24 protein-coding genes are annotated in these 24,750 nt (G+C 67.1%); 13 read left to right on the top strand and 11 right to left on the bottom strand.

Features of this window, described 5'->3' with window-relative positions:
* The first annotated feature begins 15 nt into the window (after positions 1–15).
* The 13 genes from BMW87_RS20275 to BMW87_RS20215 are packed head-to-tail and all read left to right on the top strand — an operon-like array spanning position 16 to position 13,982.
* Positions 16–1,221: an ABC transporter substrate-binding protein gene (locus tag BMW87_RS20275; RefSeq protein ID WP_093078259.1), complete on the top strand. Its 1,206-nt coding sequence runs from the start codon at positions 16–18 to the stop codon at positions 1,219–1,221.
* A gap of 12 nt (positions 1,222–1,233) precedes the next feature.
* On the top strand, positions 1,234–2,106 hold the full coding sequence (locus BMW87_RS20270; protein WP_093058989.1) for a branched-chain amino acid ABC transporter permease: 873 nt from the start codon (positions 1,234–1,236) through the stop codon (positions 2,104–2,106).
* A complete protein-coding gene (locus tag BMW87_RS20265; RefSeq protein ID WP_093078257.1) occupies positions 2,103–3,083 on the top strand; it encodes a branched-chain amino acid ABC transporter permease in 981 nt (326 codons plus the stop codon). The genes BMW87_RS20270 and BMW87_RS20265 overlap by 4 nt, the downstream gene beginning before the upstream one ends.
* A complete protein-coding gene (locus BMW87_RS20260; protein WP_093078255.1) occupies positions 3,076–3,837 on the top strand; it encodes an ABC transporter ATP-binding protein in 762 nt (253 codons plus the stop codon). Before BMW87_RS20265 ends, BMW87_RS20260 begins: the two co-directional genes overlap by 8 nt.
* On the top strand, positions 3,834–4,544 hold the full coding sequence (locus BMW87_RS20255) for an ABC transporter ATP-binding protein (RefSeq protein WP_093078253.1): 711 nt from the start codon (positions 3,834–3,836) through the stop codon (positions 4,542–4,544). Before BMW87_RS20260 ends, BMW87_RS20255 begins: the two co-directional genes overlap by 4 nt.
* A gap of 41 nt (positions 4,545–4,585) precedes the next feature.
* Positions 4,586–5,542: a tripartite tricarboxylate transporter substrate binding protein gene (locus BMW87_RS20250; RefSeq protein ID WP_093058993.1), complete on the top strand. Its 957-nt coding sequence runs from the start codon at positions 4,586–4,588 to the stop codon at positions 5,540–5,542.
* The gene (locus tag BMW87_RS20245; protein ID WP_093078251.1) at positions 5,539–6,825 is read left to right on the top strand and encodes a 3-isopropylmalate dehydratase large subunit; all 1,287 of its coding nucleotides are present in this window, start codon (positions 5,539–5,541) and stop codon (positions 6,823–6,825) included. Before BMW87_RS20250 ends, BMW87_RS20245 begins: the two co-directional genes overlap by 4 nt.
* Positions 6,822–7,343 carry a LeuD/DmdB family oxidoreductase small subunit gene (locus BMW87_RS20240; protein ID WP_093078250.1) on the top strand — a complete coding sequence of 174 codons (522 nt, stop codon included), beginning with the start codon at positions 6,822–6,824 and terminating at the stop codon, positions 7,341–7,343. The genes BMW87_RS20245 and BMW87_RS20240 overlap by 4 nt, the downstream gene beginning before the upstream one ends.
* A complete protein-coding gene (locus BMW87_RS20235; RefSeq protein ID WP_093078249.1) occupies positions 7,336–9,048 on the top strand; it encodes a hydantoinase B/oxoprolinase family protein in 1,713 nt (570 codons plus the stop codon). Before BMW87_RS20240 ends, BMW87_RS20235 begins: the two co-directional genes overlap by 8 nt.
* On the top strand, positions 9,045–11,099 hold the full coding sequence (locus BMW87_RS20230) for a hydantoinase/oxoprolinase family protein (RefSeq protein WP_093078247.1): 2,055 nt from the start codon (positions 9,045–9,047) through the stop codon (positions 11,097–11,099). Before BMW87_RS20235 ends, BMW87_RS20230 begins: the two co-directional genes overlap by 4 nt.
* Positions 11,096–11,710, top strand: a complete 615-nt coding sequence (locus tag BMW87_RS20225) for a cysteine hydrolase family protein (RefSeq protein WP_093078246.1) — start codon at positions 11,096–11,098, stop codon at positions 11,708–11,710. Before BMW87_RS20230 ends, BMW87_RS20225 begins: the two co-directional genes overlap by 4 nt.
* Positions 11,707–13,122, top strand: a complete 1,416-nt coding sequence (locus BMW87_RS20220; protein WP_093078245.1) for an FAD-dependent oxidoreductase — start codon at positions 11,707–11,709, stop codon at positions 13,120–13,122. Before BMW87_RS20225 ends, BMW87_RS20220 begins: the two co-directional genes overlap by 4 nt.
* On the top strand, positions 13,119–13,982 hold the full coding sequence (locus BMW87_RS20215) for an isocitrate lyase/PEP mutase family protein (RefSeq protein ID WP_093078244.1): 864 nt from the start codon (positions 13,119–13,121) through the stop codon (positions 13,980–13,982). The genes BMW87_RS20220 and BMW87_RS20215 overlap by 4 nt, the downstream gene beginning before the upstream one ends.
* A gap of 1 nt (position 13,983) precedes the next feature.
* On the opposite strand, the gene BMW87_RS20210 is transcribed toward BMW87_RS20215, so the two are convergent.
* The 11 genes from BMW87_RS20210 to pilQ all read right to left on the bottom strand — a co-directional run bounded on the left by BMW87_RS20210 (position 13,984) and on the right by pilQ (position 24,739).
* Positions 13,984–14,895 (bottom strand): acyltransferase domain-containing protein, encoded by a 912-nt coding sequence (locus tag BMW87_RS20210; RefSeq protein WP_093078243.1) that lies wholly within the window; start codon positions 14,893–14,895, stop codon positions 13,984–13,986.
* Entirely contained in the window at positions 14,892–15,767 is an 876-nt protein-coding gene (gene mdcB, locus BMW87_RS20205) for a triphosphoribosyl-dephospho-CoA synthase MdcB (RefSeq protein ID WP_093078241.1), read from the bottom strand. Before mdcB ends, BMW87_RS20210 begins: the two co-directional genes overlap by 4 nt.
* Positions 15,764–16,450, bottom strand: coding sequence for a malonate decarboxylase holo-[acyl-carrier-protein] synthase (gene mdcG, locus BMW87_RS20200; protein WP_093078240.1), 687 nt, complete (start codon positions 16,448–16,450; stop codon positions 15,764–15,766). The genes mdcB and mdcG overlap by 4 nt, the downstream gene beginning before the upstream one ends.
* 9 nt (positions 16,451–16,459) lie before the next feature.
* Positions 16,460–17,161, bottom strand: coding sequence for a biotin-independent malonate decarboxylase subunit gamma (locus BMW87_RS20195; RefSeq protein WP_093078238.1), 702 nt, complete (start codon positions 17,159–17,161; stop codon positions 16,460–16,462).
* On the bottom strand, positions 17,158–18,054 hold the full coding sequence (locus BMW87_RS20190) for a biotin-independent malonate decarboxylase subunit beta (protein WP_093078237.1): 897 nt from the start codon (positions 18,052–18,054) through the stop codon (positions 17,158–17,160). Before BMW87_RS20190 ends, BMW87_RS20195 begins: the two co-directional genes overlap by 4 nt.
* Positions 18,051–18,380 (bottom strand): malonate decarboxylase acyl carrier protein, encoded by a 330-nt coding sequence (gene mdcC / locus BMW87_RS20185; RefSeq protein ID WP_371258829.1) that lies wholly within the window; start codon positions 18,378–18,380, stop codon positions 18,051–18,053. Before mdcC ends, BMW87_RS20190 begins: the two co-directional genes overlap by 4 nt.
* A 12-nt stretch (positions 18,381–18,392) precedes the next feature.
* Complete coding sequence (mdcA, locus tag BMW87_RS20180; RefSeq protein WP_093078234.1) at positions 18,393–20,075, bottom strand: malonate decarboxylase subunit alpha; 1,683 nt, start codon at positions 20,073–20,075, stop codon at positions 18,393–18,395.
* Positions 20,076–20,086: 11 nt separating this feature from the next.
* Positions 20,087–20,851, bottom strand: coding sequence for a malonate transporter subunit MadM (gene madM / locus BMW87_RS20175; protein ID WP_093059033.1), 765 nt, complete (start codon positions 20,849–20,851; stop codon positions 20,087–20,089).
* Positions 20,852–20,856: 5 nt separating this feature from the next.
* A complete protein-coding gene (gene madL, locus BMW87_RS20170; protein ID WP_093078232.1) occupies positions 20,857–21,273 on the bottom strand; it encodes a malonate transporter subunit MadL in 417 nt (138 codons plus the stop codon).
* Between the two features lie 145 nt (positions 21,274–21,418).
* Positions 21,419–22,333 (bottom strand): LysR family transcriptional regulator, encoded by a 915-nt coding sequence (locus tag BMW87_RS20165; protein WP_093078231.1) that lies wholly within the window; start codon positions 22,331–22,333, stop codon positions 21,419–21,421.
* Positions 22,334–22,636: 303 nt separating this feature from the next.
* Positions 22,637–24,739 carry a type IV pilus secretin PilQ gene (gene pilQ / locus BMW87_RS20160; RefSeq protein ID WP_093078229.1) on the bottom strand — a complete coding sequence of 701 codons (2,103 nt, stop codon included), beginning with the start codon at positions 24,737–24,739 and terminating at the stop codon, positions 22,637–22,639.
* Between the last annotated feature and the right edge of the window lie 11 nt (positions 24,740–24,750).

The raw sequence follows: 24,750 nt of genomic DNA, 5'->3' as shown, positions 1-24,750 counted from the left end.
AAGGAAAGCCCCACCATGCAGAACCGCCGCCGTTTCGTGTCGCAGTCCGCCGCCCTGGCGACTGCCGTTGCCTTCCCGCTCGTGGCAGGGGCGCAGCCCAGGACCGTCAAGGTCGGCGTGCTGCATCCGGTCACCGGGGCACTGGCCTATTCGGGCCAGCAATGCCGGCTCGGCGCGCTGATGGCCATCGAGGACATCAACGCCGCGGGCGGCATCAAGTCGCTCGGCGGCGCGAAGCTGGAGGCCCTGCTGGGCGATGCGCAATCGCAGCCGCAGGCCGGCTCGGCCGAGGTCGAGAAGATGAACGAGGCCGGCGTCTCGGCCATCGTCGGCGCCTATGCCTCGGCCATCTGCCTCGCAACCACGCAGGCCGCGGCCAAGTACAACCTGCCGCACGTGGTGGACGTGGGCGTGGCCGACCAGATCGTGGAGCGCGGCCTGAAGAACACCTTCCGCTTCGGCCCGGGCTACAAGAAGTCGACCGAGGTGGCCATGGCCAACCTGCTGGTGCTCAACAAGGCCGCGGGCAACCCGGCCAGGACCGTGATGATCATCCACGAAGAGTCGCTGTTCGGCGCCGGCACCGCACAGCTGCTCTCGCGCGAGCTGCCGGGCTACGGCTTCGAGGTGAGGGAGGTGGTGAAGCACGCCAACCCCACGCGCGACTTCAACAACATCGTGCTGCGCATGAAGTCGATCAACCCCGACATCGTGATCCCGGCCAACTACTACAACGAATACGCGCTGCTGGTGCGTACCATGCAGCAGCAGAAGGTGGTGCCCAAGGCGATCTTCTCGGTGCTGGGCGGCGCGGCATCGAGCTACAAGTTCGTGAAAGAATTTCCGGACGCGGCCAACGGCATCATCGACTGCAACCACTGGTTCAACCCGAAGGACAAGCGCGCGCAGGACCTGCGCAAGCGCGTCGAGGCCAAGGGCCAGTTCTTCAGCTACGAGGTCTTCATGACCTACACCGCGATGTGGCTGCTGGCCGATGCGCTGGAGCGCGCCAAGTCGACGGAGCGCGCCGCAATCGTCGACGCGCTCGAGAAAAGCACCTTCGGCAACCACTTCATGCCCTATGGCCCCACGAAGTTCGTCAACGGCCAGAACGAAGGCGCGCAGCCGCTCATGACGCAGGTGGTGAAGAACGACATCAAGGTCATCATTCCGCGCGACTATCGCGAGGTCGAGCCGGTGTTCCCGCTGCGCGCTGCCTGATCGGAAGGCGGGATGTTCGATTTCGGCATTCTTTTCCCGTCGGTCCTGAACGGGCTGACGACGGGCGCGGTGTACGCACTGATCGCGCTGGGGCTTACGCTGATCTACGGCGTCCTGCACATCATCAACTTCGCGCACGGCGCCAGCCTGATGCTGGCGCTGTACGCGGTGTACTTCCTCAAGGAGCGCCTGGGCGTCGACCCCTACCTTGCGTTGCCCATCGTGGTGCTCGGCATGTTCGCGCTCGGCTACGCGCTGCAGCGCGTGGTCATCAACCGCGCGGGTCACGGCAAGGACGAGAACATCCTGCTCGCCACGCTCGGCATCGCCATCGTCATGGAGAACCTCGCGCTGCTGTTCTTCAAGTCCGACACGCGCAACATCGACACTGCCTACTCGCTGAGCACCGTCGCCATCGGCCCCGCGATGATCGCCGTGCCCAAGCTCGTCGCCTTCGCGGGTGCGCTGGTCGTCTCGGGCATCCTGTTCTGGATCATGGGCCGCACCGACCTCGGCCGCGCGATCCGCGCCGTCGCCAAGGAGAAAGAGGGCGCCAAGCTCATGGGCATCGACGTCGACCATGTCTACGCGATGAGCTTCGGAATCGGCCTCGCGTGCCTCGGCGCGGCCGCGTGCTTCCTGCTGCCGGCCTACTACGTCAACCCACAGGTCGGCGGCGGCTTCGTGCTCGTGGCCTTCACCATCGTCGTGCTCGGCGGCATGGGCAGTTTCGTCGGGGCGCTGATCGGCGGCTTCCTCGTCGGCGTGGTCGAGTCGCTCGGCGGGCTGTACCTCGGCGAATCGCTCGGCCAGATCGGCATCTTCGCGATCTTCATCGGCGTGGTGCTCTTCAGGCCACAGGGCATGTTCGGAGCCAAGGCATGAGCGCGGGCCTGAAGCAACTCGCGGGCATTGCGCTCTTTGCCGTGCTGGTCGGCTGCGTGCCGTTCGTCACCACCTCGGGCGTCACGCTCAACTTCGTGATGATGGCGCTCTACGCCACGCTCATCGCACAGGCCTGGAACATCCTCGGCGGCTTCGGCGGGCAGTTCTCGTTCGGGCATGCGCTGTTCTTCGGCACCGGTGCGTACATCCAGGCGATCGCGCAGCTGCAGGGCGGCATCAACGCCTGGGCCGCGCTGCCGCTCGCGGTGATCGGTGCCGCACTCGTCGGCCTCTTCATGGGCGCCCTCACCTTCCGCTACGGCCTCAAGGGCTCGTATTTCGCGCTTGTCACGCTGGCCTTTGCCGAGGTGTTCCGCATCCTTGCACTGTCGGTCGACTTCACCGGTGGCGGCGTCGGGCTCATGGTGCCGCTGCGCGAGTCGGTGGCGAACCTGCAGTTCTCGACGCGCGCTGGCTACCTCTGGGTGGTGCTCGCGATGGTCGTCGCCGCGTTGCTCGTGACCTGGTGGCTGCGCAACGGCCGCTTCGGCGCCTACCTGCAGGCGGTGCGCGACAACGAGGATGCGGCGCGCGCCGTCGGCGTCAATCCATTCCGCGTCAAGCTGGCGGCCATCGGTCTGTCGGCAGCCTTCATGGGCGCGGCCGGTGCGTTCTACGTGCAGGTGTTCCAGTACATCGATGCCGGGATCGCCTACGGCCCGGCCGTGTCGATCGAGGCGCTGGTCGCGGCCATCGTGGGCGGCATGGGCACGATGTGGGGGCCGGTGCTCGGCGCCGTCGTGCTGCACCTGCTGTCGGACTTCACGCGCAACCTCTTCGGCGAACTGCCCGGCATCAACATGGTGATCTACGGCACGGTGCTGGTGCTCATCGTCATCTTCGTGCCACGCGGCATCGCGGGCATCGGGCTGTCGGTGCGGCAGCTGTGGAAGGCGAAGGGAGGCCGCAATGACTGAAGCCCTGCTGGCCATCGATGGCCTCTCGCGCTCCTTCGGTGGCCTGAAGGCCGTGCAGAACGTGAGCCTCTCGGTGCGTGAGGGCAGCCTGAGCGCGCTGATCGGCCCGAACGGCGCGGGCAAGACCACGCTGTTCGCGCTGATGTCCGGTTTCCTCAAGCCCGACACCGGCGCCGTGCGCTTCGCGGGGCAGGACATCACCGGCCGCGAGCCGCACCGCAACGCCGCGCTCGGCATGACCCGCACCTTCCAGATCGTGAAGCCCTTCGCCGCGCAGACCGTGCGCGAGAACATCGCCGTCGGCGCGCACCTGCATGTGCGCGGCCGCGCCGAGGCGCTGCAGAACGCCGAAGCTGTTGCGCTGCGCGTGGGCCTCGCGCCGCAACTCGACAAGCCCGCCTCGGACCTCACCGTGGCCGGCCGCAAGCGCCTCGAACTGGCCCGCGCGCTCGCGACACGGCCGCGCCTGCTGCTGCTCGACGAAGTGCTCGCCGGTCTCAACCCGCAGGAGATCGCCGAGATGATGCCGGTGGTGCGCGGCATCGCCGACAGCGGCGTCACCGTGCTGATGATCGAGCACGTCATGCAGGCCGTGATGCACCTGGCCGAGCATGTGTGGGTGCTGGCGCAGGGCCAGTTGATCGCAGAGGGCACCCCGGCGCAGGTGACTTCCGACGACAAGGTCGTCGAAGCCTATCTGGGCCACGGCACCGCGGCGCGGCTGCGCAAGGCCGCATCGGGAGTTGCAGCATGAGCGCACTGCTCGATATTCAGGGCCTGCGCGGCGGCTACGGTCGCGTCGAGGTGCTGCGCGGCGTCGACCTGCACGTGAACGCGGGCGAGATGGTCGCGCTGCTCGGCAGCAACGGCGCGGGCAAGTCCACGCTCAACAAGATGGTCTGCGGCCTCTGCCCGGCCTGGGGCGGCACGGTGCGTTTCGACGGCAAGGACCTGAGCGGCGCGCACTACCGCGACGTCGTCAAGGCCGGCCTGATCCAGGTGCCCGAAGGCCGCAAGGTGTTCCCCAACCTCAGCGTGCGCGAGAACCTGGAGCTCGGCTCCTTCACGCGGGCACGCGAGCGCCGTGCGGCGAACCTGGAGAAGTCGTTCCGCATCTTCCCGCGGCTGCGCGAGCGCATGGACCAGCACGCCGGCACCATGAGCGGCGGCGAGCAGCAGATGCTGGCCATCGCGCGCGGCCTCATGGCCGAGCCGGTGCTGCTGATCCTCGACGAGCCCTCGCTCGGCCTTTCGCCGCTGCTGGTCGAAGAGATGTTCTCGCTGATCCGGGAATTGCGCGACGGCGGCCTCGCGGTGATGCTGGTCGAGCAGAACGTCGGCCAGTCGCTCGAAATTGCCGACCGCGCCTACGTGCTGGAAAACGGCAGCGTGCGCTTCTCGGGCCTGCCCGGCGAGTTGCTCGGCAGCGACGAACTGCGGCGCGCGTACCTGGGGCTCTGAGCCCTCAAAAAAAGCACCCCATCTCCCTGGAGACACAACACATGAAAAGACGCGACATCCTCCTCTCGTCGCTGGCCGCGGCATGGGCCGGCAGTGCCTTTGCACAGATCGGCAATGCTCCGGTGCGCATCCTCGTCGGCGCGCCCGCGGGCGGCTCGACCGACACGCTGGCACGCTCGCTCGCCGTCAGCATGGGCCCGGCACTCGGCCGCACGGTCATCGTCGAGAACCGGCCGGGCGCGGGCGGCAACATCGCCGCCGATGCGGTGGCCAAGGCTGCGCCCGACGGCAACACACTGCTGATGAGCTTCACCAGCCACGCGATCAACGCCACGCTCTACCCGACGCTGCCCTTCGACCCGGTGAAGGACTTCACCGCGCTCACCTGCGTGGCGACCTCGCCCTCGATCCTCGTCGCGCACCCGTCGGTGCCTGCGAAGGACGTGCGTGAACTCATTGCGCTCGCCAAGGCAAAGCCGGGCCAGCTCAACTTCGCGATCGGTGCGGTGGGCTCGTCGCTGCACATGGCGGGCGAGGCTTTCAAGATGCAATCGGGCGTGAACATCGTGAACATCCCCTACAAGGGCACCGCGCCCGCCGTGCAGGACGTGCTCGCCGGCCAGGTGCAGCTGATGTTCGCGGCCGTGGGCAACGTCAAAGCGCACATCCAGGCCGGCAAGCTCAAGGCGCTGGGCGTGACCACGGCGAAACGGCTGCCGGCCTTTCCGAATGTGCCGGCGATTGCCGAGGCGCTGCCCGGCTACGAATCGAGCGCGTGGTTCGGCCTCTTCGGCCCGGCCCGCATGCCTGCCGACCGCGTCAAGCAGATCGGCGACGCGGCGCGCCATGCGCTGCAGCAGGCCGACATGCGCCAGCGCCTCGATACCGAGGGCGCGATTCCGGTCGGCAACTCGTCCGAACAGTTCTCGGCCTTCGTGCAGAGCGAGATCGTGCGCTGGGCCGAGGTCGTCAAGTTCTCGGGAGCCAAGCCGGAATGACATCGATGGCTCCAACCCGCGCGCCAGCCCTGACCCTGGCGCAGAAGCTCATCGCACGCGCGAGCGGACGCGAGCGGGTGTCGGTGGGCGAGATCGTGACCTGCGGCGTCGACATGGCGATGTTCCACGACTCCTCGGGCCCGCGCCGGCTGCAGCCGATGCTGGAAGAGCTCGGCGCGCAGATCTGGGACCGCTCGCGCGTGGTGCTCGTCATGGACCATTACGTGCCCGAGCGCGACGACGATTCGCGCCGCATCGTGCGCATCGCACGCGACTGGGCGCGCGACCAGAAGCTGCCGCACGTGTACGACAGCCAGGGCATCTGCCACGTGGTGGTGCCGCAGCACGGCCACATCCGACCCGGCATGCTGTGCGTGGGGGGCGACTCGCACTCGCCCACGGGCGGCGCTTTCGGCGCCTACATGTTCGGCATCGGCAGCACCGAGATGCTGGGCGTTATGGTCACCGGCGAAATCTGGCTGCGCGTGCCCGAGACCATCCGCATGTGGTGGGACGGCGCGCTGCCCGCGGGCGTGACCGCCAAGGACATGATGCTGCACATGATCGGCCGCTTCGGCATGAACGGCGGGCGCTACCAGGCGGTCGAGTTCGCCGGGCCTGCGGTCGCTGCGCTGTCGATGCAGGAGCGCATGACGCTCTCCAACATGAGCGCCGAACTCGGCGCGCAGGCCGGATTGATCGCGCCCGATGCGACCACGGCGCAATTCCTGGCCGAGGCCGGCGCGCCGCCAGTGGACATGGCGCCCTGGTTCACCGACGACGATGCCGCGCTCACGGACCACCGCTTCGATGCATCCACGCTCGAACCGTACATCGCTGCACCGCACAGCCCGGCCAACGCCCACGGCGTGAGCCGGTACGTGGGCACGCGCGTCGACGTGGCCTACATCGGCGCCTGCACCGGCGCCAAGCTGGACGACCTTCGCGCCGCCGCGCAGGTGCTGCGCGGCCACAAGGTGGCGAGCGGTATCCGTCTCATCGTGGCGCCCGCCAGCCTGCGCGACCAGGAGCAGGCGCGCGAGGAAGGCGTGCTGCAGGTGCTGATGGATGCCGGCGGCGAACTTTTCCCGACGGCCTGCGGCGCTTGCTCGGGCTACGGCGACCCGATGGGCGACGACATCACCGTCATCTCGACCACGGCGCGCAACTTCAAGGGCCGCATGGGCTCGCCGACTGCACAGGTCTACCTGGGCTCGCCCTACACGGTGGCGGCGGCCGCATTGCGCGGCTGCGTGACCGATCCGCGCGAGGTGCTTGCATGAGCGCAACCAAAGCGACGCACCGCGTCTGGCGCCTGGGCGCCGACATCGACACCGACCTGCTCGCGCCGGGCCATGCCATGAAGCATGGCATCGACATCATCGCGAAGCACTGCCTCGAAGCCATCCGCCCCGACTTCGCCGCCGGCGTGCAGCGCGGCGACGTGCTGGTGGCCGGGCCCAACTTCGGCATCGGCTCCTCGCGCGAGCAGGCCGCCGCCGTGCTGGTGCACCTGGGCGTGACGGCGGTCATCGCGCCCTCGTACAGCGGCCTGTATTTCCGCAATGCCTTCAACGTGGGCCTGCTGCTGCTGACCTGCGCCGAGGCCGAGACCTTGAGCGAAGGCGAGCAGATCGCCTTCGACACCACGGTTCCCGAGATCGTCGCACCCGGCCGCGGGCGCCTGGCCTGCGAGCCGGTGCCCGGATTCCTCATGGACATGGTCCGCGCCGGCGGATTGATGAACCAGTTGCGCCAGCGCTCTGACCGCCCCGCCTTCAAGAAAGCCCCCGATGCATGATCCTTCTTCCGCCACAACCCTCGACCCCGTCACGCTCGCCGTCCTGCGCGGCCGTCTCGAACAGGTGGCCGATGAGATGGACGCCACGCTCTACCGCAGCGCCTTCAATCCCATCATTGCCGAGGCGCACGATGCCTGCCACGGCCTGTACGACGCGGCGAGCGGCGACACGCTGGTGCAGGGCAAGTCGGGCCTGCCGGTGTTCGTCGGCGCCATGGCCTTCGCGGTGCGCGCCACCGCCAAGGCAGCCGAGCCGCGCGGCGGCATGAATGACGGCGACATCTGGATCAGCAACGACGCTTACGACGGCGGCACGCACGCCAACGACTTCAAGCTGGTGAAGCCCTTCTTTCGCAACGGCAAGCTCTACTGCTACATGGCCTCGGCTGCGCACTGGCACGACGTGGGCGGCGCGGTGCCGGGCAACTACAACCCGGCCGCCACCGAGTGCTGGCAGGAGGCCGTGCAGATTCCGCCGGTGCGCATCGTGCAGGGCGGCGTGCTCGATGCTGACGTACTCGCGATCCTGCAGGCCAACACGCGCCTGCCCGACAGCCTCTGGGGCGACCTGAACGGACAGCTCGCCGCGCTGGAGCTCGGCGAGAAGCGGCTGAACGGTTTGCTCGACGAGTATGGCGACGACCTGGTGCTCAACGCCCTCGGCGAGCTGCGCAGCCGCGCGCTGCGCCTGATGCGCTCGCACATCGCCTCGCTGCCCGACGGGCGCTACAGCTTCCAGGACGTGCTCGACAACGACGGCATCGTGAACGAGCCGCTGACCATCGCGCTCGACATGACGGTGGCCGGCGACCGGCTGCTGCTCGACTTCTCGCGCACCTCGCCACAATGCGCGGGGCCAGTGAACATCTCGCGCGCCACGGCGGTGGCCGCCTGCTACGTCGCGCTCAAGCACCTGTTCCCCGATGTACCCGCCAATGCCGGCGTGCTCGATGCGGTGGACTTCAACATTCCCGACAAGCTCGTGATCAGCTGCGAGCGCCCGCGTCCGGTCGGCGGCTACACCGAAACCATCCTGCGCATGATCGACGTGATCTTCAGCGCGGCGGCGCAGGCCGACCCGACGCGCGCGGTGGCGCAGGCCTACGGCACGATCAATGCGCTGTCGATCGCGGGCCACCGCAGCGACAAGGGCCGCGAAGGCCAGCGCTGGGTGATGTTCAGCTTCTTTGGCGGCGGCCATGGCGGCCACTCGGGCGGCGATGGGCTCTCGCACGGCAATGCGCCGATCTCGACCGCGACGATTCCGCCGCTCGAAATTCTCGAAGCCGCCTACCCGGTGCGCGTCACCGAATGGTCGCTGCGCGCCGATTCGGGCGGCGACGGCCGGCATCGCGGCGGCCTCGGCGCCGTCTACGAAATCGAGCTGCTGGAAAAAGACGCCGAAGTGTTCGTCTTCGGCGAGCGCGGCACCTCGCCGCCCAAGGGCATCGCGGGCGGCGGCGAAGGCGCGGTCAACAAGTTCAGCTACGAGAACGCGGGCGAGTGGCACACGCCGCCAATGGTGTCGAAGATGCGCGGCATCCAGCTCACGCGCGGCGAGCGCGTGCGGCTCGAAACGCCCGGCGGCGGCGGCTGGGGCAGCGCCGCCGAGCGGCCTGCGCAACAGCGCGAGGCCGACAGCGCGATGGGCTATGTGACAACCGGCACCCCCACCGGCGGCAGCAAGAAGAAGGCGTCCGAATGACTTCCACTGGTAAATCCCTTGTCGTCGGCGTCGATGTCGGCGGCACCTTCACCGACCTCTTCGTGCTCGACGAAGCGAACGGCACGGCGCGCATCGTCAAGGTGCCCTCCACGCGCGGCGAAGAAGCGCGCGGCTTCATGAACGGCGTGGCGCGCGTGGCCGACTCGGCCGCGGCCATCGCCACCATCGTGCACGGCACCACGGTGGGCACCAACGCGCTGCTCGAACGCAAGGTGGCGCGCACCGGCATCATCACCACGCGCGGTTTTCGCGACGTGCTGGAGATGCGCCGCCGCGACCGGCCCGAGACCTGGGGCCTGCGTGGCAGCTTCACACCGGTGGTGCCGCGCGACCTGCGCCGCGAAGTCGACGAGCGCGTGCTCGCCGACGGCACGCTGCACACCGCAGTCGATCTGGACCAGGTGCGCGCCGAAGCCCGCTCGCTGCTCGACGCCGGCTGCGAGGCCGTGTGCGTGTTCTTCATCAACACCTACGCGAACCCCGAGAACGAGCGCCTGGCCGTCGAGGCGGTGCGCGCGCTCTGGCCCAACCCGCACGTCACCTCGGCCAGCGAAGTGCTGCCCGAGATCCGCGAGTTCGAGCGCTGCTCGACCGCCACGCTCAATGCGGCGCTGCAGCCCGTGGTGGGCGGCTACCTCGAGCGGCTCGAATCCGACCTGCGCGGCCAGGGCTTTGCCGGCGAGCTGCTGGTGGTGCAGAGCAACGGCGGCGTGATGTCGCGGCAGACCGCGAGCGACCTGCCGGTGCGCACGGCGCTGTCGGGCCCGGCGGCCGGCGTGATCGCCTGCGCGGCCATTGCGCGCGCGGCGGGCTTTCCGAACGCGATCACCGGCGACATGGGCGGCACCTCGTTCGACGTGTCGCTGGTGGCGAACGGCGAAGCCGCATTGGCCGCGCAGACCGCGATCGAGTTTGGCATGGTGATCCGCTCGCCGATGATCCAGATCGAGACCATCGGCGCCGGTGGCGGTTCCATCGCCTCGGTGGATGCGAGCGGCATGCTGCAGGTCGGCCCCGAGTCGGCCGGCAGCGTGCCGGGGCCGGCCTGCTACGGGCGAGGCAACATGCGCCCGACGGTGACCGATGCGAACGTGCTGCTGGGCCGCATCGCCGCCGATCGCCCGCTGGGTGGAGGGCTGCTCGCGGCGCTGGATGCGCAGAAGTCGCGCCAGGCGATCGTGGAGCACGTCGCCCGGCCACTCGGCCTGGACGTGCATGCGGCCGCCGAAGCCATCCTCACCGTGGCCAATGCGCGCATGGCGGGCGCGATCCGCCTTGTGTCCATCGAACGCGGCCACGACCCGCGTCGCTTCGCCTACATGCCTTTCGGCGGTGGCGGTGCGCTGCATGTGTGCGCGATGATGCGCGAGGTGGGCGTCGCGACCGGCATCGTGCCGCGCTATCCCGGCGTGACCTCGGCCCTCGGCTGCGTGATCGCCGACATGCGCCACGACGCGGTGCAGACCCTCAACAAGCCTTTGACCGAGCTCGATGTGGGTGACCTGCAGCGCCGCATCGACGAGCTGGCCGCGAGTTGCCAGCAGCGCCTGGATTCATCGGGCGTGCGCTTCGACGAGGTGCGCGAGGTCATCGCACTCGACATGCTCTACGCGGGCCAGACGCACACGCTGCCTGTGGTGCTCGCCGACGCGGGCAAGGCGCCGATCACGGCCGCATCGATCCGCGTCGCATTCGAGGCCAGCTACACCGCCGCATTCGGCCGGGTGCTCGAAGGCATCCCGATCCGCGTGATGAACCTGCGCTATGCACGCATCGGCGTGCGACCGAAGTTCGACCTGAAGGTGCTGGCACCCGAAGGGCGAGGCAGCATCGTGCCGCTGGGCACGCAGCGCGTGTTCCACCACGGCCAGTGGCATGAGGCCGTGCGCTACGCGCGGCTCGAACTGCCAGTGGCTGCGCGCATCGAAGGCCCTGCAATCCTCGAACAGGCCGATACCACCGTGTGGCTCGAACCCGGATTCCACGCCGAGGTCGACGCGCACGGCAACCTTCTGGTGAGGCTGTCATGAGCACAGGCAAGACATTCGTTGCAGCGAAGACCGCGCTGGTCGTCATCGACCTGCAGAATGACTTTCTCGATGCCAACGGTGCCTATGCGCGCGGCGGCGACACCAATCCGCCGGCGCTGCTGCTGCCGGCGCGCGTGGTCGAGGTGGCGCGCGCACTCAAGGCGGCGGGTGGCCTCGTGGCCGCAAGCCAGTTCACACTGTGGCCGGACGCGGCCGGCGAGCCGATGGTGTCGCCGCACCTCAAGGCAATGCGCCCTTATCTGAAAAAGGGCGACTTCGCGCCCGGCAGCTGGGGCCAGGCGAACGTCGACGCGTTGACCGGCCTGGTCGACGTGACGGTGAGCAAGGTCGCGTACTCGGCCTTCTTCAACACACAGCTCGACTGGGTGCTGCGCCACGCCGGCATCGACACGGTGGCGGTTTGCGGCATCGTCACCAACGGCGGCGTCGCGAGCACCGTGCGCGATGCGCACATGCGCGACTACCGCACGCTGGTGCTGTCCGATGGGTGCGCGGCCTTCGGCGAAGAACGCCACCAGACCTCGCTGGCCGACATGCGCAACTTGGCCGAGGTGACGGACTGCACGGCATTCATCGCATCGCTCGCATGACGACAAAGCCTCCGCGCCACATCCGTCGCGCCGCGCAGGTCGAGGCCGAAGTGCACGTGCCGGTGGCCATCGTCGGCGGCGGTGCCTGCGGGCTCACGACCGCACTGATGCTGAGCGATGCGGGTGTGGCCTCTGTGGTGCTGGAGCGCGACGCGCTGCCGAGCGGATCGACCGCGCTGTCCTCCGGCTTCATCCCTGCACCCGGCACTCGTGCGCAGCGAGCGCATGGCGTGCATGACGACAGCGCCGGGCGCTTCGCTGCCGACATCCAGGCCAAGGCCCATGGCCACGCCGCGCCTGCGCTGGTCGAGGCCTATGCGGCGTCCATCGGTCCGGCACTCGACGCGCTGCAGGAACGGCACGGCCTGCAGTGGATGCTGCTCGACGGCTTTCTCTATCCGGGTCACAGCGTACATCGCATGCATTCGCTGCCGCAGAAAACCGGTGCGTCGCTGATGGCGGCCTTGCAAGCGGCCGTCGAGGCGGCGGGCATTCCCGTGCTGACGCAAGCGTTGGTCGATACATTGGTACTCGATGCCGAGGACCGCGTGATCGGCGTCGACTACTTGCGCCCCGATGGCAGCCGCGAAACGCTGGCCTGCGATGCGCTGCTGCTCGCGTGCAATGGCTTCGGCGGCAATGCGGAAATGGTCCGCACCCTGCTGCCCGAGATGGCCGAAGCCACCTTCGGCGGTCACGCCGGCAACGACGGCAGCGCGATCCTGTGGGGCCAATCGCTGGGCGCACGTCTGCGCGACCTCGGCGGCTACCAGGGCCATGGCTCGTGGGTCACGCCGCAAGGGGCCCTGATGTCGTGGGCCGTGATGATGGAAGGCGGCGTACAGCTCAACTGCGAAGGCCGGCGCTTTCACGGCGAGACGCTGGGCTACTCGGAGGCCGCGGTGCACGTGCTCGCACAACCGGGCGGCATTGCCTGGAACGTGTTCGACACGCCGCTGCTCGCACTGGCGCGAGGCTTTCCCGACTTCTGCGAGGCTGAAGCGGCGGGCGCGTTGCGCCGCTGCGAATCGGTGGCTGCGCTGGCGGATTGCATCGGCTGCGAGTCTTCCGTGCTGCAAGGCACGTTCGACTCCATGCGCGCCAGCACGCCACCGCCCGATGGCCGCGTGTTCGCGCGCGCGCTCGAAGCGCCGTACTTCGCAGTGAAGGTCACGGGCGCGCTGTTCCACACCCAGGGCGGCCTCGACACCGCGCCCGACATGCGCGTGCTGCGGCACGACGGCACGCCTTTCGCCAACCTGTTCGCCGCCGGTGGCGCGGCGGGCGGTGTTTCTGGCGATGAGGTGTGGGGTTATCTCTCTGGCAACGGCCTGCTGAGCGCGGTGGCCGGAGGCTACATCGCGGCGCGCACCGCCGCTGCATTGATCCATTCGACGAAAGCGTCTCCATGACGAACCCTTCCTTCAAGACCCGGCTCGCGCGCCGCGACATCGTGCTTGCGCCCGGCGTGTACGACGCGCTCAGCGCCCTCGTGGCCGAGCGGGCCGGTTTCGAGGCGCTCTACCTCTCGGGCGCCTCCATCGCCTACACGCGCCTGGGCCGTTCCGACGTCGGCCTCACCACCTACACCGAGGTGGCCGACACCCTGGCCCGCATCACCGAGCGCGTGAGCCTGCCGGTGATCGTCGATGCCGACACCGGTTTCGGCAACGCGCTCAACACCCAGCGCACCGTGCGCGGCTTCGAGCGCGCGGGCGCGGCGATGGTGCAGATCGAAGACCAGACCTTTCCCAAGCGCTGCGGCCACCTCGACGGCAAGGCCGTGGTGCCCGAGCGCGAGATGGTCGGCAAGCTCAAGGCCGCGCTGGACGCGCGCACCTCGAGCGATACGCTGATCCTCGCGCGCACCGATGCGGTGGCGGTCGAAGGCCTGGAGGCCGCGCTCGACCGCGCCGAGGCCTACCTCGCCTGCGGCGTGGACGCGCTCTTCATCGAGGCGCTGCGCTCGCCCGAGCAAATGGACGCGGCCTGCCGGCGCTTCGGCGACCGGGTGCCGCTCCTGGCCAACATGGTCGAAGGCGGCAAGACGCCGATCCAGGACGCGGACGCGCTGCAGAAGCACGGCTTTCGCATCGCGATCTTTCCGGGCGGCACGGCGCGCGCGGTGGTGCACACGCTGCAGGGCTACTACGCGAGCCTGCACCAGCACCGCACCACGCAGCCGTGGCGCTCGCAGATGCTGGACTTCGAGGAACTCAACGAAGTGGTCGGCACACCAGATTTGATACGCAACGGGCAGAAGTACGAATAAGCTAAGCCGCTGTCATGCATTTCTGAACGTAGCGCGCAATGGCTTCCACGCTACGAAACTCGTCTACGGAGCGTGCTGGCGTATCGGCGTATTGGCCGTTCCACATGCGCGCCAGTGCCCGCCCTGGACCGATCTCGATCACGCATGCCACTCGTCGCCCGGCGATGCTTTCCATGCATTCGTCCCACGGCACAGCGTGATCGATCTGCCTGGCCAACGCGTGCTTGAGTTGAGGCGGCTCGGCAACGCGGCCCGCCGCATCGCTGAAGAGAGGAATTCCGGCAGCACGAAACGCCAGCGGCGCAATGTGCGCAGCAAAGCCCTGCGCCGCCGCAGCCATCCACCGCGTATGGGATGCCACCTGCACGTTGAGAAGCAAAGCGTGCGCGCCCTGGCGTTGCGCCGCTTCGACTGCGAGCGGCAGCACGACTTGCAGGCCCCCGAGCACAACGCTGTCGATGCCGTTTCTTATGGCGACGGTCAGATCGAATTCCTCGCACAGCCGTCCAAGCAGCGATTCGGTCACCCCGCTGACACCCATCAGGCCTGTGGAATTCGACTCACCAGCACAGTCCATCAGCGCTGCGCGGCGATGCGCCAGTTCAAGGGCCGTGTTCGCATCGAAAACGCCAGCGGCCGAGAACGCCGCCAGTTCGCCAACACTGTAGCCAGCCGCCGCCGCTGGCGCTGGAAGACATGGGGCAAGCTGGGCCCACGCAGCCAACGCCAGGCCTGTCAGCAGAACCTGGGCATTCGCATTGCACCCTGCCCAGACGGGATCTTTTACGCATGCTCTCCAGTCGTCGATGCCGAGTAACTGCTGCATGGCGTGCACCGTTTCATCATTCGCGAGCCAGGGCAGCATGTCGGGGTGCTGCATGCCCTGGCCCGAAAAGACGATGGCGTAGCTCATTCCGCCACGCCGCAGATGCGCTGCATCCAGCACGCTGCGGCCAGGGTATCTGCAGCGCCACCAGGCGACAGACGGAGCGCGACGAAGTCACGGTGAACCGCGTGTGCGGCTTCCATGCCCCCCTGCCCCGCTGCACCGCCCTTCGCAAGAAAATCGCGCGCTACCTGCTGTGCGTTGCGCAGGCCCTGAATTCCGCCACGGTGCGCCAGGTTGCTGTCGTCCAGTACAGCCATGACGGCGAACAATGTATCGACACGCGCCTGCTCCGGGCTCAGACCGCGCCGCACTGAACGAAAAAGTGTCGGAACGGCTGTGTCGAACAACACCGGAAATCCAAGCGCGGCCTCTTGCGATGCGCTTCGCAATCCATGGTGGCGGGCCGCGATGCCGCCTGGCAAAGTGGAAATGCGGTGGCTGCGGGCCTGCAACGCATCGCCCCAATGCCGACGCAATGCAGTCCGCAATGCGGCTGGACGCGCCGGCTCGCCATCGCGCCGCGCCGCGCCGGCAGCGGCACAGAGCAGGCCCAAGGTAAAGACGGCGCCACGGTGTGTGTTCACGCCACCCGTCGCCTCCAACATCCGCGCCTCCGCGGCAATTCCACAAGCTTCCAGTGCCTTGAAAGGTGCATGCGCCTGGCCCAACTCAGCGATCTGCACGAAGTAGTGCCGCAGCGCGATGAGGCTTCGCATGAAGGTGTGTGCGTCCATGTCGTCATGACTGCCGTTGTCGACGAAGGACACCAGTCCTGGCTTCGGTGCCAACGCCAGCTCGTCGTACAGCGCCAGCGTTGCCGCGCAGCCGATTGCATACGATGAAGGCGGCGAAGAGAACGCTGTCGAGATGAGGGCGAGAGGTAGCGCAGTGCTCATGCCGCAAGACCCATCTCTTGACTGTCTTCGGGCACGAAGGCGTTTGTCTCCAGGCGGGCACCGCACACGTGCTTCACCAGCACGCTGCGCGAATGGCCGGCCCGCCAGGCGCTCCACTCGCGCCAATTGACTGCGCTGCCGTCGCGAAAGACAAGTTCGCCATCAAGCCGCAACCGCCCGGGTGCCTGGGCCTGCAGACAGGCAGCCACGAAGTCTGCGTGGCGTGCATCGTCGACTGCAATCCACAAGTCCAGATCGGATCCCGGGTGCACGTACCGCAAGCCCGTGAGTTGTTGCCAACCATAGCTGCCGTAGGCGCGCACCTGGACGCGCTCCATTTCGAACGCTGTCGCCAACCTGTGCCAGGCCGCGCGCGCATCGCGCGGCAGCAAATGCAGCACCTCGTGTGCGCGCGGAAATTCACCGAAGCACAGGATGGCCGAACGCGGCACCTGCAAGCCGAGCCGGCGGCGGCCCCAGTGAGTTGGCGCGGGAAGGCCGAGCGAGACAGTTTCCTCGTGAGCGGTCGCAAGCTCGTGCTGTCGTGTCACGACGAGCGGAAGGCCTCGCTCTGCCCAGTGCGCGATGCACGCCTTGCCCTCGCAGTCCCATGGGCGGGCCAGCACTTGCGTCCAGCCCTGGGCGGACAGGTGAGCGAGCCGATGGCGGCGCAGCAGCTTCATGCCAACACCTCAGGCAGCATCGAGCACACGTTGCGCCACGTCGGCGGCGAGCTTGCGGCCGCCGCGCAAGGCGCCATCCCTGGCACGTCGGTCCTCACCTGTCGCTTCGGACAACGCAGCACGCAATGCCTCCTGCAGATTGCCCTCCCAGAGGGCGCGCACTCCGCCCATGGCCACGTAGTTGCCGACACCGGGCGCAAACACAGGATTCGATTCGGAAAGCTCAGTGAGCATGGCCTCCGGCAACTTGGTCACGCGTGCCATCGCAGGGATGCGCATGACACGGATTTCCGCCTCAGGCAGCGCATCGCAGGCATCGGCGATCAGTCCCGAGGTGATGAAGCCGCCCGACAACGCCTGGTCGTACACCAGTCCAATCACTCGATGCCCATTCCGCCGCGCAAGGTCGATGCACATACCGAGGTGTGCCATGGCGCGATTGATACCGAGCAATTCGTCGCGTCGGCGCAGCCGCTGGCCCTGGGTATCGATGAGCAGCAGGATCGGTCGACCCGGATGCTGCGAGATCGTGTCAAGCACCACGCGGGCTTGCGCCAACGCGAGCCGAACGCCGATCGAAGCATGATTCGTTGTCCCGATGACCGTGAGCAACTCGCCCTCGAACAAGACCTCCCCCTGGAGAAAATCGCCGGCCTCACGCATGCCGTGGAAAGGGCCGAAAAGTTGCGTGACCAACGTGTTCCATTTCATCTTTGTGCCTCCGTGGCCACGCGCAAGGCATGCATGGCGGCCACGTCAATGTCGGGAATGCGCTGCGCATCGGCCACGCCCAGGCGCTGCCAGAGCGCCATTGCGTCGTCCAGGTCATCGCTGGGTGGCGGCATATCGCGCAAGCGCGCACTCAGCAGCGCGTGTTCGGCCTCCAGCAATGCCGGCGTGACCGGCTTCGCGGCCGAGAGCGCGCAGATGGCCGCCTCGCGGAAGGCCTGCACATCGTCTTCGACGAGCTCGTCGCAATCGCCTGTCAGCCAACGGTGTTTGCCGCCGGTGGTACGCCACACCAGGGCGCGGTCGCGCGAATCGAACTCCTCCACACCAAAGGAAGCCTCGATCACCTCGGGGCCGGACATGGCCAGCCGGCCGCTGTCGCTCATCACGATGTAGTCGGTGCAGCGCGCGACGATGCCCATGCCGCCGAAGCAACCGTTCGCGCCGCCGATCAGCGTGATCACAGGGATGCCCGCCGCACGCACGTCGAGCACCGAACGCATCACCTCCGACACTGCAATCAGGCCGGCATTGGCTTCGTGCAGCCGCACTCCACCGGACTCGGCCAGCAGCAGCACCGCCGTTGGCCGATCGCGCAGTGCGCGCTGCAGCAGGCCCACGAGCTTGGCGCCATGCACCTCGCCAACGCCGCCGCCCATGAAGGCGCCCTCCTGCGCGGCAACGAAAACCGTGCGGCCGGCCAATGTGGCGCGGCCGATCGCAACGCCATCGTCGAAAGCACAGGGCACACCCAGTTGGGCAAGGTGCGGGCTGGTCAGCCGCTCGGACGGCGGCAGCCACTCGTGGAAGCTGCCCGCATCCAGCAGAAGGGCCAGGCGCTCGCGCGCCGTGCATTCGGCATAGCTGAGGCTCATGACGATGCTTCCGGCAGTTCGGCCACGGCCTGGCCGAGCCGCAGGCCCACCACTGCGGGGGTGGCGCCCATGTCATTGATCGAGATGCGGATGCCTCCGAGCGGATGCCGCTCGTGGAAGTCCGCCAGCACGGCCCGCCAGATGGGTTCGAAGCCGCGCGCCGAGGTCTCGATGCGCACGGTGCAGTCATCGCCGGCAGCGCTCTCGAGCATCACCTCGAGGTTGCCCGAGCCGACCACGCCGACCAGGACTGGCGCAAAGGTGTCCGCGATGCGCTGCCCGGGGAAGGAAAAGTCCAGGATTTCGAGTCCTGCTGGAATGCTCATGATGGTTGTTTCCTACCAGTTCCTGAATCGTTGGGGCGGCTGGTACAGCCCGCCCGAGGCGCGAACGATGTCGCGCATGCTGCGTGCGGCCAGAAGGTTGCGCGTGGCGTCGCGCGGGTCGATGCCCAGATCCTCCGGCCGGCGAATCACGCCGCGGTCGCGCAGGTTCTCCACTGCGCGCTTGTCGCGCCCCAGCCCGACCGCCGTGTAGCCCGCTACGCCTCGGATCGCCTGCTCGCGCTCTGCATCGTTGCGGCACAACAGCAGGTTGGCGATGCCTTCCTCGGTAAGGATGTGGCTCACGTCGTCGCCGTAGATCATGATCGGCGGCAGTTCCATGCCCGACTGTTCCGCCAACTGCCATGCGTCCAGCCGGTCGACGAAGGCGGGCTGCATGTGCTCGCGGAAGGTTTCGACCATCTGCACCACCAGCTTCTGGCCACGCGGCGTGCCGGCCGCGCCGCCGCGGCCCGCGCGCGCTTCCTGGCCCGCCTTGAGCCAGGCCGGGCTCGTGTGGCGGCGACCGCGCGCGTCGGCGCCCATGTTGGGCGCACCGCCGAAGCCCGCAATGCGTCCCAGCGTGGCGGTCGAGCTGTTGCCGTCGAGGTCGATCTGCAGCGTCGACCCGATGAAGAGGTCGCAGGCGTAGTGCCCTGCGGCCTGGCAGAACGCGCGGTTGCTGCGCAGCGACCCGTCCGGGCCGGTGAAGAACACGTCGGAGCGCGCGCGGATGTAGTCCTCCATGCCCAGCTCGGAGCCGAAGGAATGCACCGATTCGACCCAGCCTGCCTCGATCGCCGGAATCAGCGCGGGATGCGGGTTGAGCGCCCAGTGCTTGCAGATCTTGCCCTTGAGGCCGAGCGACTCGGCATAGGTCGGCAGCAGCAGTTCGATCGCTGCCGTGTCGAAGCCGATGCCGTGGTTCAGGCGCTGCACTCCGTATTCGGCGTAGATGCCCTTGATCGCCATCATGGCCATCAGCACCTGAATCTCGCTGATCTGCGCCGGGTCGCGCGTGAACAAAGGCTCGATGAAATTGGGGCGCGGCGCTTTCACCACGAAGCTCACCCAGTCCGCCGGTATGTCGATGCGCGGCAGCGTGGTGGTGCGGCCATCCACCAGCTCGTTGACCTGCGCGATCACAATGCCGCCGGAAAAAGCGGTGGCTTCGACAATGGCGGGAGTGTCCTCGGTGTTGGGGCCGGTGTAGAGGTTCCCCTCCGCGTCCGCGGCATGGGCCGCCACCAACGCCACGCGTGGCGTGAGGTCGACGAAGTAGCGCGCGAAAAGCTCCAGGTAGGTGTGGATCGCGCCGATCTCGATGCGCCCGGCCGACACCAGCTTGGCCAGGCGCGCGCCCTGCGGCCCCGAGAAGCTGAAGTCCAGCCGGCTCGCCACGCCGTTTTCGAACAAGTCCAGGTGTTCGGGCAGCGCGAGCACCGACTGCACCATGTGCAGGCCGTGCACCCGCGCCGTGTCGACCTGCACCAGCGCTCGGGCCAGAAAGTCGGCCTGCTTCTGGTTGTTGCCTTCCAGGCAGACCCGGTCGCCCGGCTCCAGCACGGCCTCCAGCAGCGTGCCAATCGCTTCGGTGGCCACCAGCTTGTCCTGGCGCTGCGTGCCAAGCGCCTGCGCGGCGCGGGCCAACCGGCCCGCGCGGTTTTCGGTCCTGGTGTTCCAGTTCATGCGATCCATTCGTCCATTCCTCAACCCATCACCGCCTTGACGGCAAAAAACAGCACGGATGGGCCCAGAAGGCAGCCCAGTCCGGTATGGAAAGTAGCGACCAGCGCACCGTAGGGCACCAGCTTGCGATCGGTGGCCGCGAGGCCGGCCGACACGCCGCTCACAGTGCCGGCAAGGCCGCCGAAGACCATCGCCGAGCGCGGCGTCTTCAGGCGCAGGAAGCGTGCGGCCATCGGGGTGCCGACCATCACGAGGATGGCCTTGACCAGGCCGGTCGCGATGCTCAGCGCCATCACGTCGGGGCTGGCACCGATGGCCGCCCCCGTGACGGGGCCCACGATGTAGGTGACGGCCCCGGCGCCGATCGTTGTCATGCTGACCGCGTCGGAGTAGCCGAAGCTCCAGGCGATCGCCGCGCCCACTACAAAAGGCAGCAGCGTCCCGAGCAACAGCGAGATCACTCCGATGAGCCCCGCCTGGCGAGCTTCGGTCACCTGCACTTCAAAGGCCGTGGCAACAATCGCGAAATCGCGCAGCATGGCCCCGCCCATCAGGCCGATGCCTCCAAACAGCGACATATCGGCCAGGCCTTTGTGGCCCCCGGTCCGGGTGCCGCCCCAATAGGCGAGGATCAGTCCGATCACGATGGCGATGGCCGATCCGTGCACGCGCCCGAAAGTCAGGCGGCGCGAGATCTGGCCGGAAAGCAGCACGATCAGCCCCACGACCATGAAGGCGCTGACCAGGCCGTTCTGCAAGGCCGCTTTTTCGAGGATTTCAAGCATGGCGCTCATTCCGCCTCGTTGAGAAGAGGGTTGTCGTTGCGCACTGGCTCGGCCTGCGAGCTGGCGACCGGATGCTCCATGCGATTGATCAGCGAGATCACCACCGCGCAGACGGCAACGGCCGCCAGTGCCGAAAGTAGTGCGACGGGTCCACCGCGCAACGCGGAAACCATGTCCTGCTGCGCCGCCATGGCGACCACCACCGGGATGTACATGGCGCCCCAGTACTCCACGCCCAGTTCGGTCAGCTTGGGCAGGACGCCCTTCCTGTGCATGTAGATGCGCGCCGTGATGAGCAGCAGCATCGCGATGCCCACGCCGCCGACGTTGGTCTTTACGCCCAGCGCCTGACCCAGCAGGTCGCCTAGAAAAATGCCCAGCAGATGGCACAAGGCCAGCAGCGCGGTGCCGTAGATGATCATGGGTTATGTCTCCGGAGTGACGGCGCGCGAGGGGCGCTGTTCCTGGAGACGTACGGTATCGGCTTGCCCGGCCGCAATCAATTAACGGCAGTCGACGACAGTTACTCTCAGCGAAACGATCGAGGGTGCCAATGCGATGGCGCGCTCAGGCCAGTTCGGCTCTGGCGCTCCTGCATACCGCGAGCAGCGCAAGTAGGTTCGGGTCGCGCTCGCGTGTACGCAGGAAGCTGACTCCCAAGGTCTGGCGCATCAGGTACTTGGGCGCCAGCGGAATCAGTTGGACCTTCTGCGAGAACAGGTCGCGCACGCGCCCTGGCAGCAGCGTGTAGCCAATGCCACCGCTGACCAGGTTCATCAGCGAGAAGATGTCGCCGGTCTTCATCACCACGTTGGGAGTGAAGTTCGCCACCCGAAAGGCCTCCACGAACCCGTTGTAGGTAGCGAACCCCTCCTTGAGGCTGACGAATTTCTCGTCGGAACATTCGCTCAGATCGACGCAATCGAGCGTGGCGAAGCGCGATCCCATAGGGGCCGCGAAGTAGATGTCGTCTTCGAACAGCGGCTCCGAAACGATGTCGCCAGCCTCTTCCGGGACCGCCATCAGCGCCGCATCGACGGCGCCGTCGCGAATTTTCTGCAGCAGATCCGCGTTGGAGCCGAGTACGAGCTCGGTCTCAAGGCTGGGCTTGCGCACCTTCATGTGGACGAGGACCGCGGGCACAGTGCGGATGGTCAGCGAGTAGAGCGACCCGATGCGGATGCGATCGGCCGAGTAGCCGGCGACCTCGCGCGTGGAGCGGATGCCCGCGGACATGGTGTGCAGCACCTCACGCGCCACTTCGGCCAGCGCATGCGCGGCTTCGGTGGGATGAAGATTGCGACCCTCATGACGAAACAGCGCGCAGCGCACGCCGACTTCCAGAGAGTGCAAGGCACGGTGAACGCTCACCGTGCTGACCTCGAGCCGCTCGGCCGCGCGCGCAAGATTGCCGGTTTCCATGAACGCAATCAGCGTCTCAAGCTTGCGGAAAGTGATTTCTTCGTCGACACGGGCGTGCATGATGGTCTCGCAGATCAGTCCACATCCTAGCCCTTTGGTGCGCTCGGCCGGCCTGGCGCTCCAAGGACGCGGGCGTGCAGTGAACTTTTTGGCCCCCTCGGAGTACGCACCGGAGGCAAAGTTGATGGCATGGCCGCGCCGGGCGTTCGTTCGAAGGATCGGCATTCACGCTGGAGAGGTCGTGATGTTCATCGAACCGCTGCCTGCTTGCGCCATGCCGTCCGAACCAAAGTACAGGACGCATCGATGCACAGGGCCAGGTGACTGCCGACATGAATTTCTCGCACCTACATCGCATCGCGGCTAGCGGGCCGCATTCCGATCGGTAATCATCTTCGGGGTGATGAAGATCAGCAGTTCGCTCTTCTTGACCTCGCGGGTGCGCGATCGGAACAGCACTCCGACATAGGGCAATTCGCCGAGTACCGGTATCCGTGACTCGTCGTTCGTTTCCGACAGTTCGAAGATCCCGCCGATCACGACAGTCCCTCCGTTTTCTACGAGCACTTCGGTCTGAACGTGCTTCGTGTTGATGGCGTAGCCCGCAGTGGTCGACTGGCCGACGGAATCCTTGTTCACATCCAGCGTCAGGATGATGTTTCCTTCTGGCGTGATCTGCGGTGTGACCTCGAGCCTGAGATTCGCCTTCCTGAAGGAGACCGAGGTCGCACCGCTCGACGTGGCAGACTGGTAAGGAAGTTCAGTCCCCTGTTCGATCAGGGCCTTGGTTTGGTCGGCCGTGACGACCCGAGGGCTCGCCACGACCTTGCCCTTGCCGTCTTCTTCCAGCGCGGATATTTCCAGATTCAGGATCTTCGACATGCTGGAGTTGTAGAGCGAAACCGCGAAGGTTCCCGTGGAAGTGCCACTGGAACTGCTGGCCGGCAGGTTGACGAAGTTGCTGCTGGAGGTCGACGAGTACGACACGGTGCCGTCGCTGCTCGTCGTCGCCTGGGTGCCGATCGAACTGTTGCTGCCCTTGGACGATCCACCCAGCTTGACGCCCAGCGATTTGCTGAAGGTGTCCGATGCCTCGACGATGCGCGCCTCGATCAGTACCTGTCGCACCGGCACATCGAGCTTCTGGATCAGCTCGGCGACCTGCTGAAGCCGCGAGGGGATGTCCGAGACAAAGAGCTGGTTGGTGCGCGCCTCGGCGATCACACTGCCGCGCGGACTCAGGATGCGTGTGGGCGTACCCGATCCGCCTCCCCCACCGCTACCGCTACCGCTACCCGTCAGGCCTTGCACAAGGGTCGCGGCCTTGGTGTAGTTCAGCTGAAACGACTGGGTACGAATCGGCTCCAGGCCCTGTATGGTGGCCTGCGCTTCGAATTCGAGCTTTTCCTTGGCATTGATTTCATCCTTGGGCGCGATCCACAGCACGCCGCCGTTCTTGCGCACGCCCAGGTTCTTCGCCTGCAAGATGATGTCCAGGGCCTGGTCCCAGGGCACGTCCTTCAGCCGCAGCGTCAGTGCGCCGCTCACCGAGTCCGAGGTCACGATGTTGAAGTTCGTGAAGTCGGCGATCACCTGCAGCAGCGAGCGGATATCGATGTTCTGGAAGTTCAGCGAAAGCTTCTCGCCGCTGTAGCTCACGCCCTGCGTGAGCTTGGTCGGATCGATCTTGCGCGGGCGCACTTCCACGACGAACCGGTTCTCGCTCTGGTAGGCGCTGTGCTCCCAGTCGCCCTTGGGCTCGATGGTCATGCGCACGCGATCATCCGATTGCTGCACCGTCACCCACTGGACGGGGGTGCCGAAATCCGCCACGTCCATGCGGCGGCGCAAACCTTCGGGCAGCGTGGACTTGGTGAATTCGACGACCAGGTTCTTGCCTTGCTGCCGAATGTCTACGCCCACCTGGCTGTTGGCCAGATCGACGATCACGCGGCCGGCGCCGTCCGAGCCCAGGCGGAAGTCAACGTCACGCAACGGCAAGGTGTCCCTGCTGCGGTTCTCCGCAAAGGTGGAAGACATGGGCGCGTTGAGCGCCGCACCGGCGACAGGACCGAGTGACACGAGCAGCGATTGGCCCTGAACCTGGGTCGTGTAGGTCGTTGCCTGTTTGAGATTCAGCACCAGACGCGTGCGCTCGCCGGCCTGCGCCACGTTGACGGAGCGCAGATTGCCCTGGTTGATTTCGATGGGCGCGCGGCCAACTCCGTTCGTGACGCCGGGAAAGTCAAGGGCGATGCGTGCAGGCGACTGGATGGTGAAACCCGTCGGCGCCGCGGCAAGCGGCTGGGAAAAATCGATGCGGATGACTTCTGCACCGGATTGCACCGAAGACGTGACCGATTCGATCACGTTTTGCGCCTGGGCTGCTGCTGCGCCTCCCCACACGCAGAGCAGCAGACATGCGGTACGCAGCCATCGCGCGATGGCAGATTGTTGTTCGTTCACGTTGGACCTTT

Origin of the sequence: Variovorax sp. OV084, from assembly GCF_900111625.1 — a bacterium.
In the GTDB taxonomy this organism is placed as follows: Bacteria; Pseudomonadota; Gammaproteobacteria; order Burkholderiales; family Burkholderiaceae_C; genus Variovorax.
Note: the sequence above shows the minus strand (reverse complement) of the source record. Positions and strands in the feature narration are given on the sequence as shown.

Coding starts and splice junctions, on each gene's coding strand:
- BMW87_RS20210 (WP_093078243.1), bottom strand. CDS start 14,895: ATGAGCTACGCCATCGTCTTTTCGGGCCAGGGCATGCAGCACCCCGAC.
- BMW87_RS20190 (WP_093078237.1), bottom strand. CDS start 18,054: ATGAGCCTCAGCTATGCCGAATGCACGGCGCGCGAGCGCCTGGCCCTT.
- mdcG (WP_093078240.1), bottom strand. CDS start 16,450: ATGAAGCTGCTGCGCCGCCATCGGCTCGCTCACCTGTCCGCCCAGGGC.
- BMW87_RS20245 (WP_093078251.1), top strand. CDS start 5,539: ATGACATCGATGGCTCCAACCCGCGCGCCAGCCCTGACCCTGGCGCAG.
- madM (WP_093059033.1), bottom strand. CDS start 20,851: ATGCTTGAAATCCTCGAAAAAGCGGCCTTGCAGAACGGCCTGGTCAGC.
- BMW87_RS20260 (WP_093078255.1), top strand. CDS start 3,076: ATGACTGAAGCCCTGCTGGCCATCGATGGCCTCTCGCGCTCCTTCGGT.
- BMW87_RS20265 (WP_093078257.1), top strand. CDS start 2,103: ATGAGCGCGGGCCTGAAGCAACTCGCGGGCATTGCGCTCTTTGCCGTG.
- BMW87_RS20250 (WP_093058993.1), top strand. CDS start 4,586: ATGAAAAGACGCGACATCCTCCTCTCGTCGCTGGCCGCGGCATGGGCC.
- BMW87_RS20165 (WP_093078231.1), bottom strand. CDS start 22,333: ATGCACGCCCGTGTCGACGAAGAAATCACTTTCCGCAAGCTTGAGACG.
- madL (WP_093078232.1), bottom strand. CDS start 21,273: ATGATCATCTACGGCACCGCGCTGCTGGCCTTGTGCCATCTGCTGGGC.
- BMW87_RS20255 (WP_093078253.1), top strand. CDS start 3,834: ATGAGCGCACTGCTCGATATTCAGGGCCTGCGCGGCGGCTACGGTCGC.
- BMW87_RS20225 (WP_093078246.1), top strand. CDS start 11,096: ATGAGCACAGGCAAGACATTCGTTGCAGCGAAGACCGCGCTGGTCGTC.
- BMW87_RS20215 (WP_093078244.1), top strand. CDS start 13,119: ATGACGAACCCTTCCTTCAAGACCCGGCTCGCGCGCCGCGACATCGTG.
- BMW87_RS20230 (WP_093078247.1), top strand. CDS start 9,045: ATGACTTCCACTGGTAAATCCCTTGTCGTCGGCGTCGATGTCGGCGGC.
- mdcB (WP_093078241.1), bottom strand. CDS start 15,767: ATGAGCACTGCGCTACCTCTCGCCCTCATCTCGACAGCGTTCTCTTCG.
- mdcC (WP_371258829.1), bottom strand. CDS start 18,380: ATGAGCATTCCAGCAGGACTCGAAATCCTGGACTTTTCCTTCCCCGGG.
- BMW87_RS20270 (WP_093058989.1), top strand. CDS start 1,234: ATGTTCGATTTCGGCATTCTTTTCCCGTCGGTCCTGAACGGGCTGACG.
- mdcA (WP_093078234.1), bottom strand. CDS start 20,075: ATGGATCGCATGAACTGGAACACCAGGACCGAAAACCGCGCGGGCCGG.
- BMW87_RS20275 (WP_093078259.1), top strand. CDS start 16: ATGCAGAACCGCCGCCGTTTCGTGTCGCAGTCCGCCGCCCTGGCGACT.
- BMW87_RS20220 (WP_093078245.1), top strand. CDS start 11,707: ATGACGACAAAGCCTCCGCGCCACATCCGTCGCGCCGCGCAGGTCGAG.
- BMW87_RS20235 (WP_093078249.1), top strand. CDS start 7,336: ATGCATGATCCTTCTTCCGCCACAACCCTCGACCCCGTCACGCTCGCC.
- BMW87_RS20240 (WP_093078250.1), top strand. CDS start 6,822: ATGAGCGCAACCAAAGCGACGCACCGCGTCTGGCGCCTGGGCGCCGAC.
- BMW87_RS20195 (WP_093078238.1), bottom strand. CDS start 17,161: ATGAAATGGAACACGTTGGTCACGCAACTTTTCGGCCCTTTCCACGGC.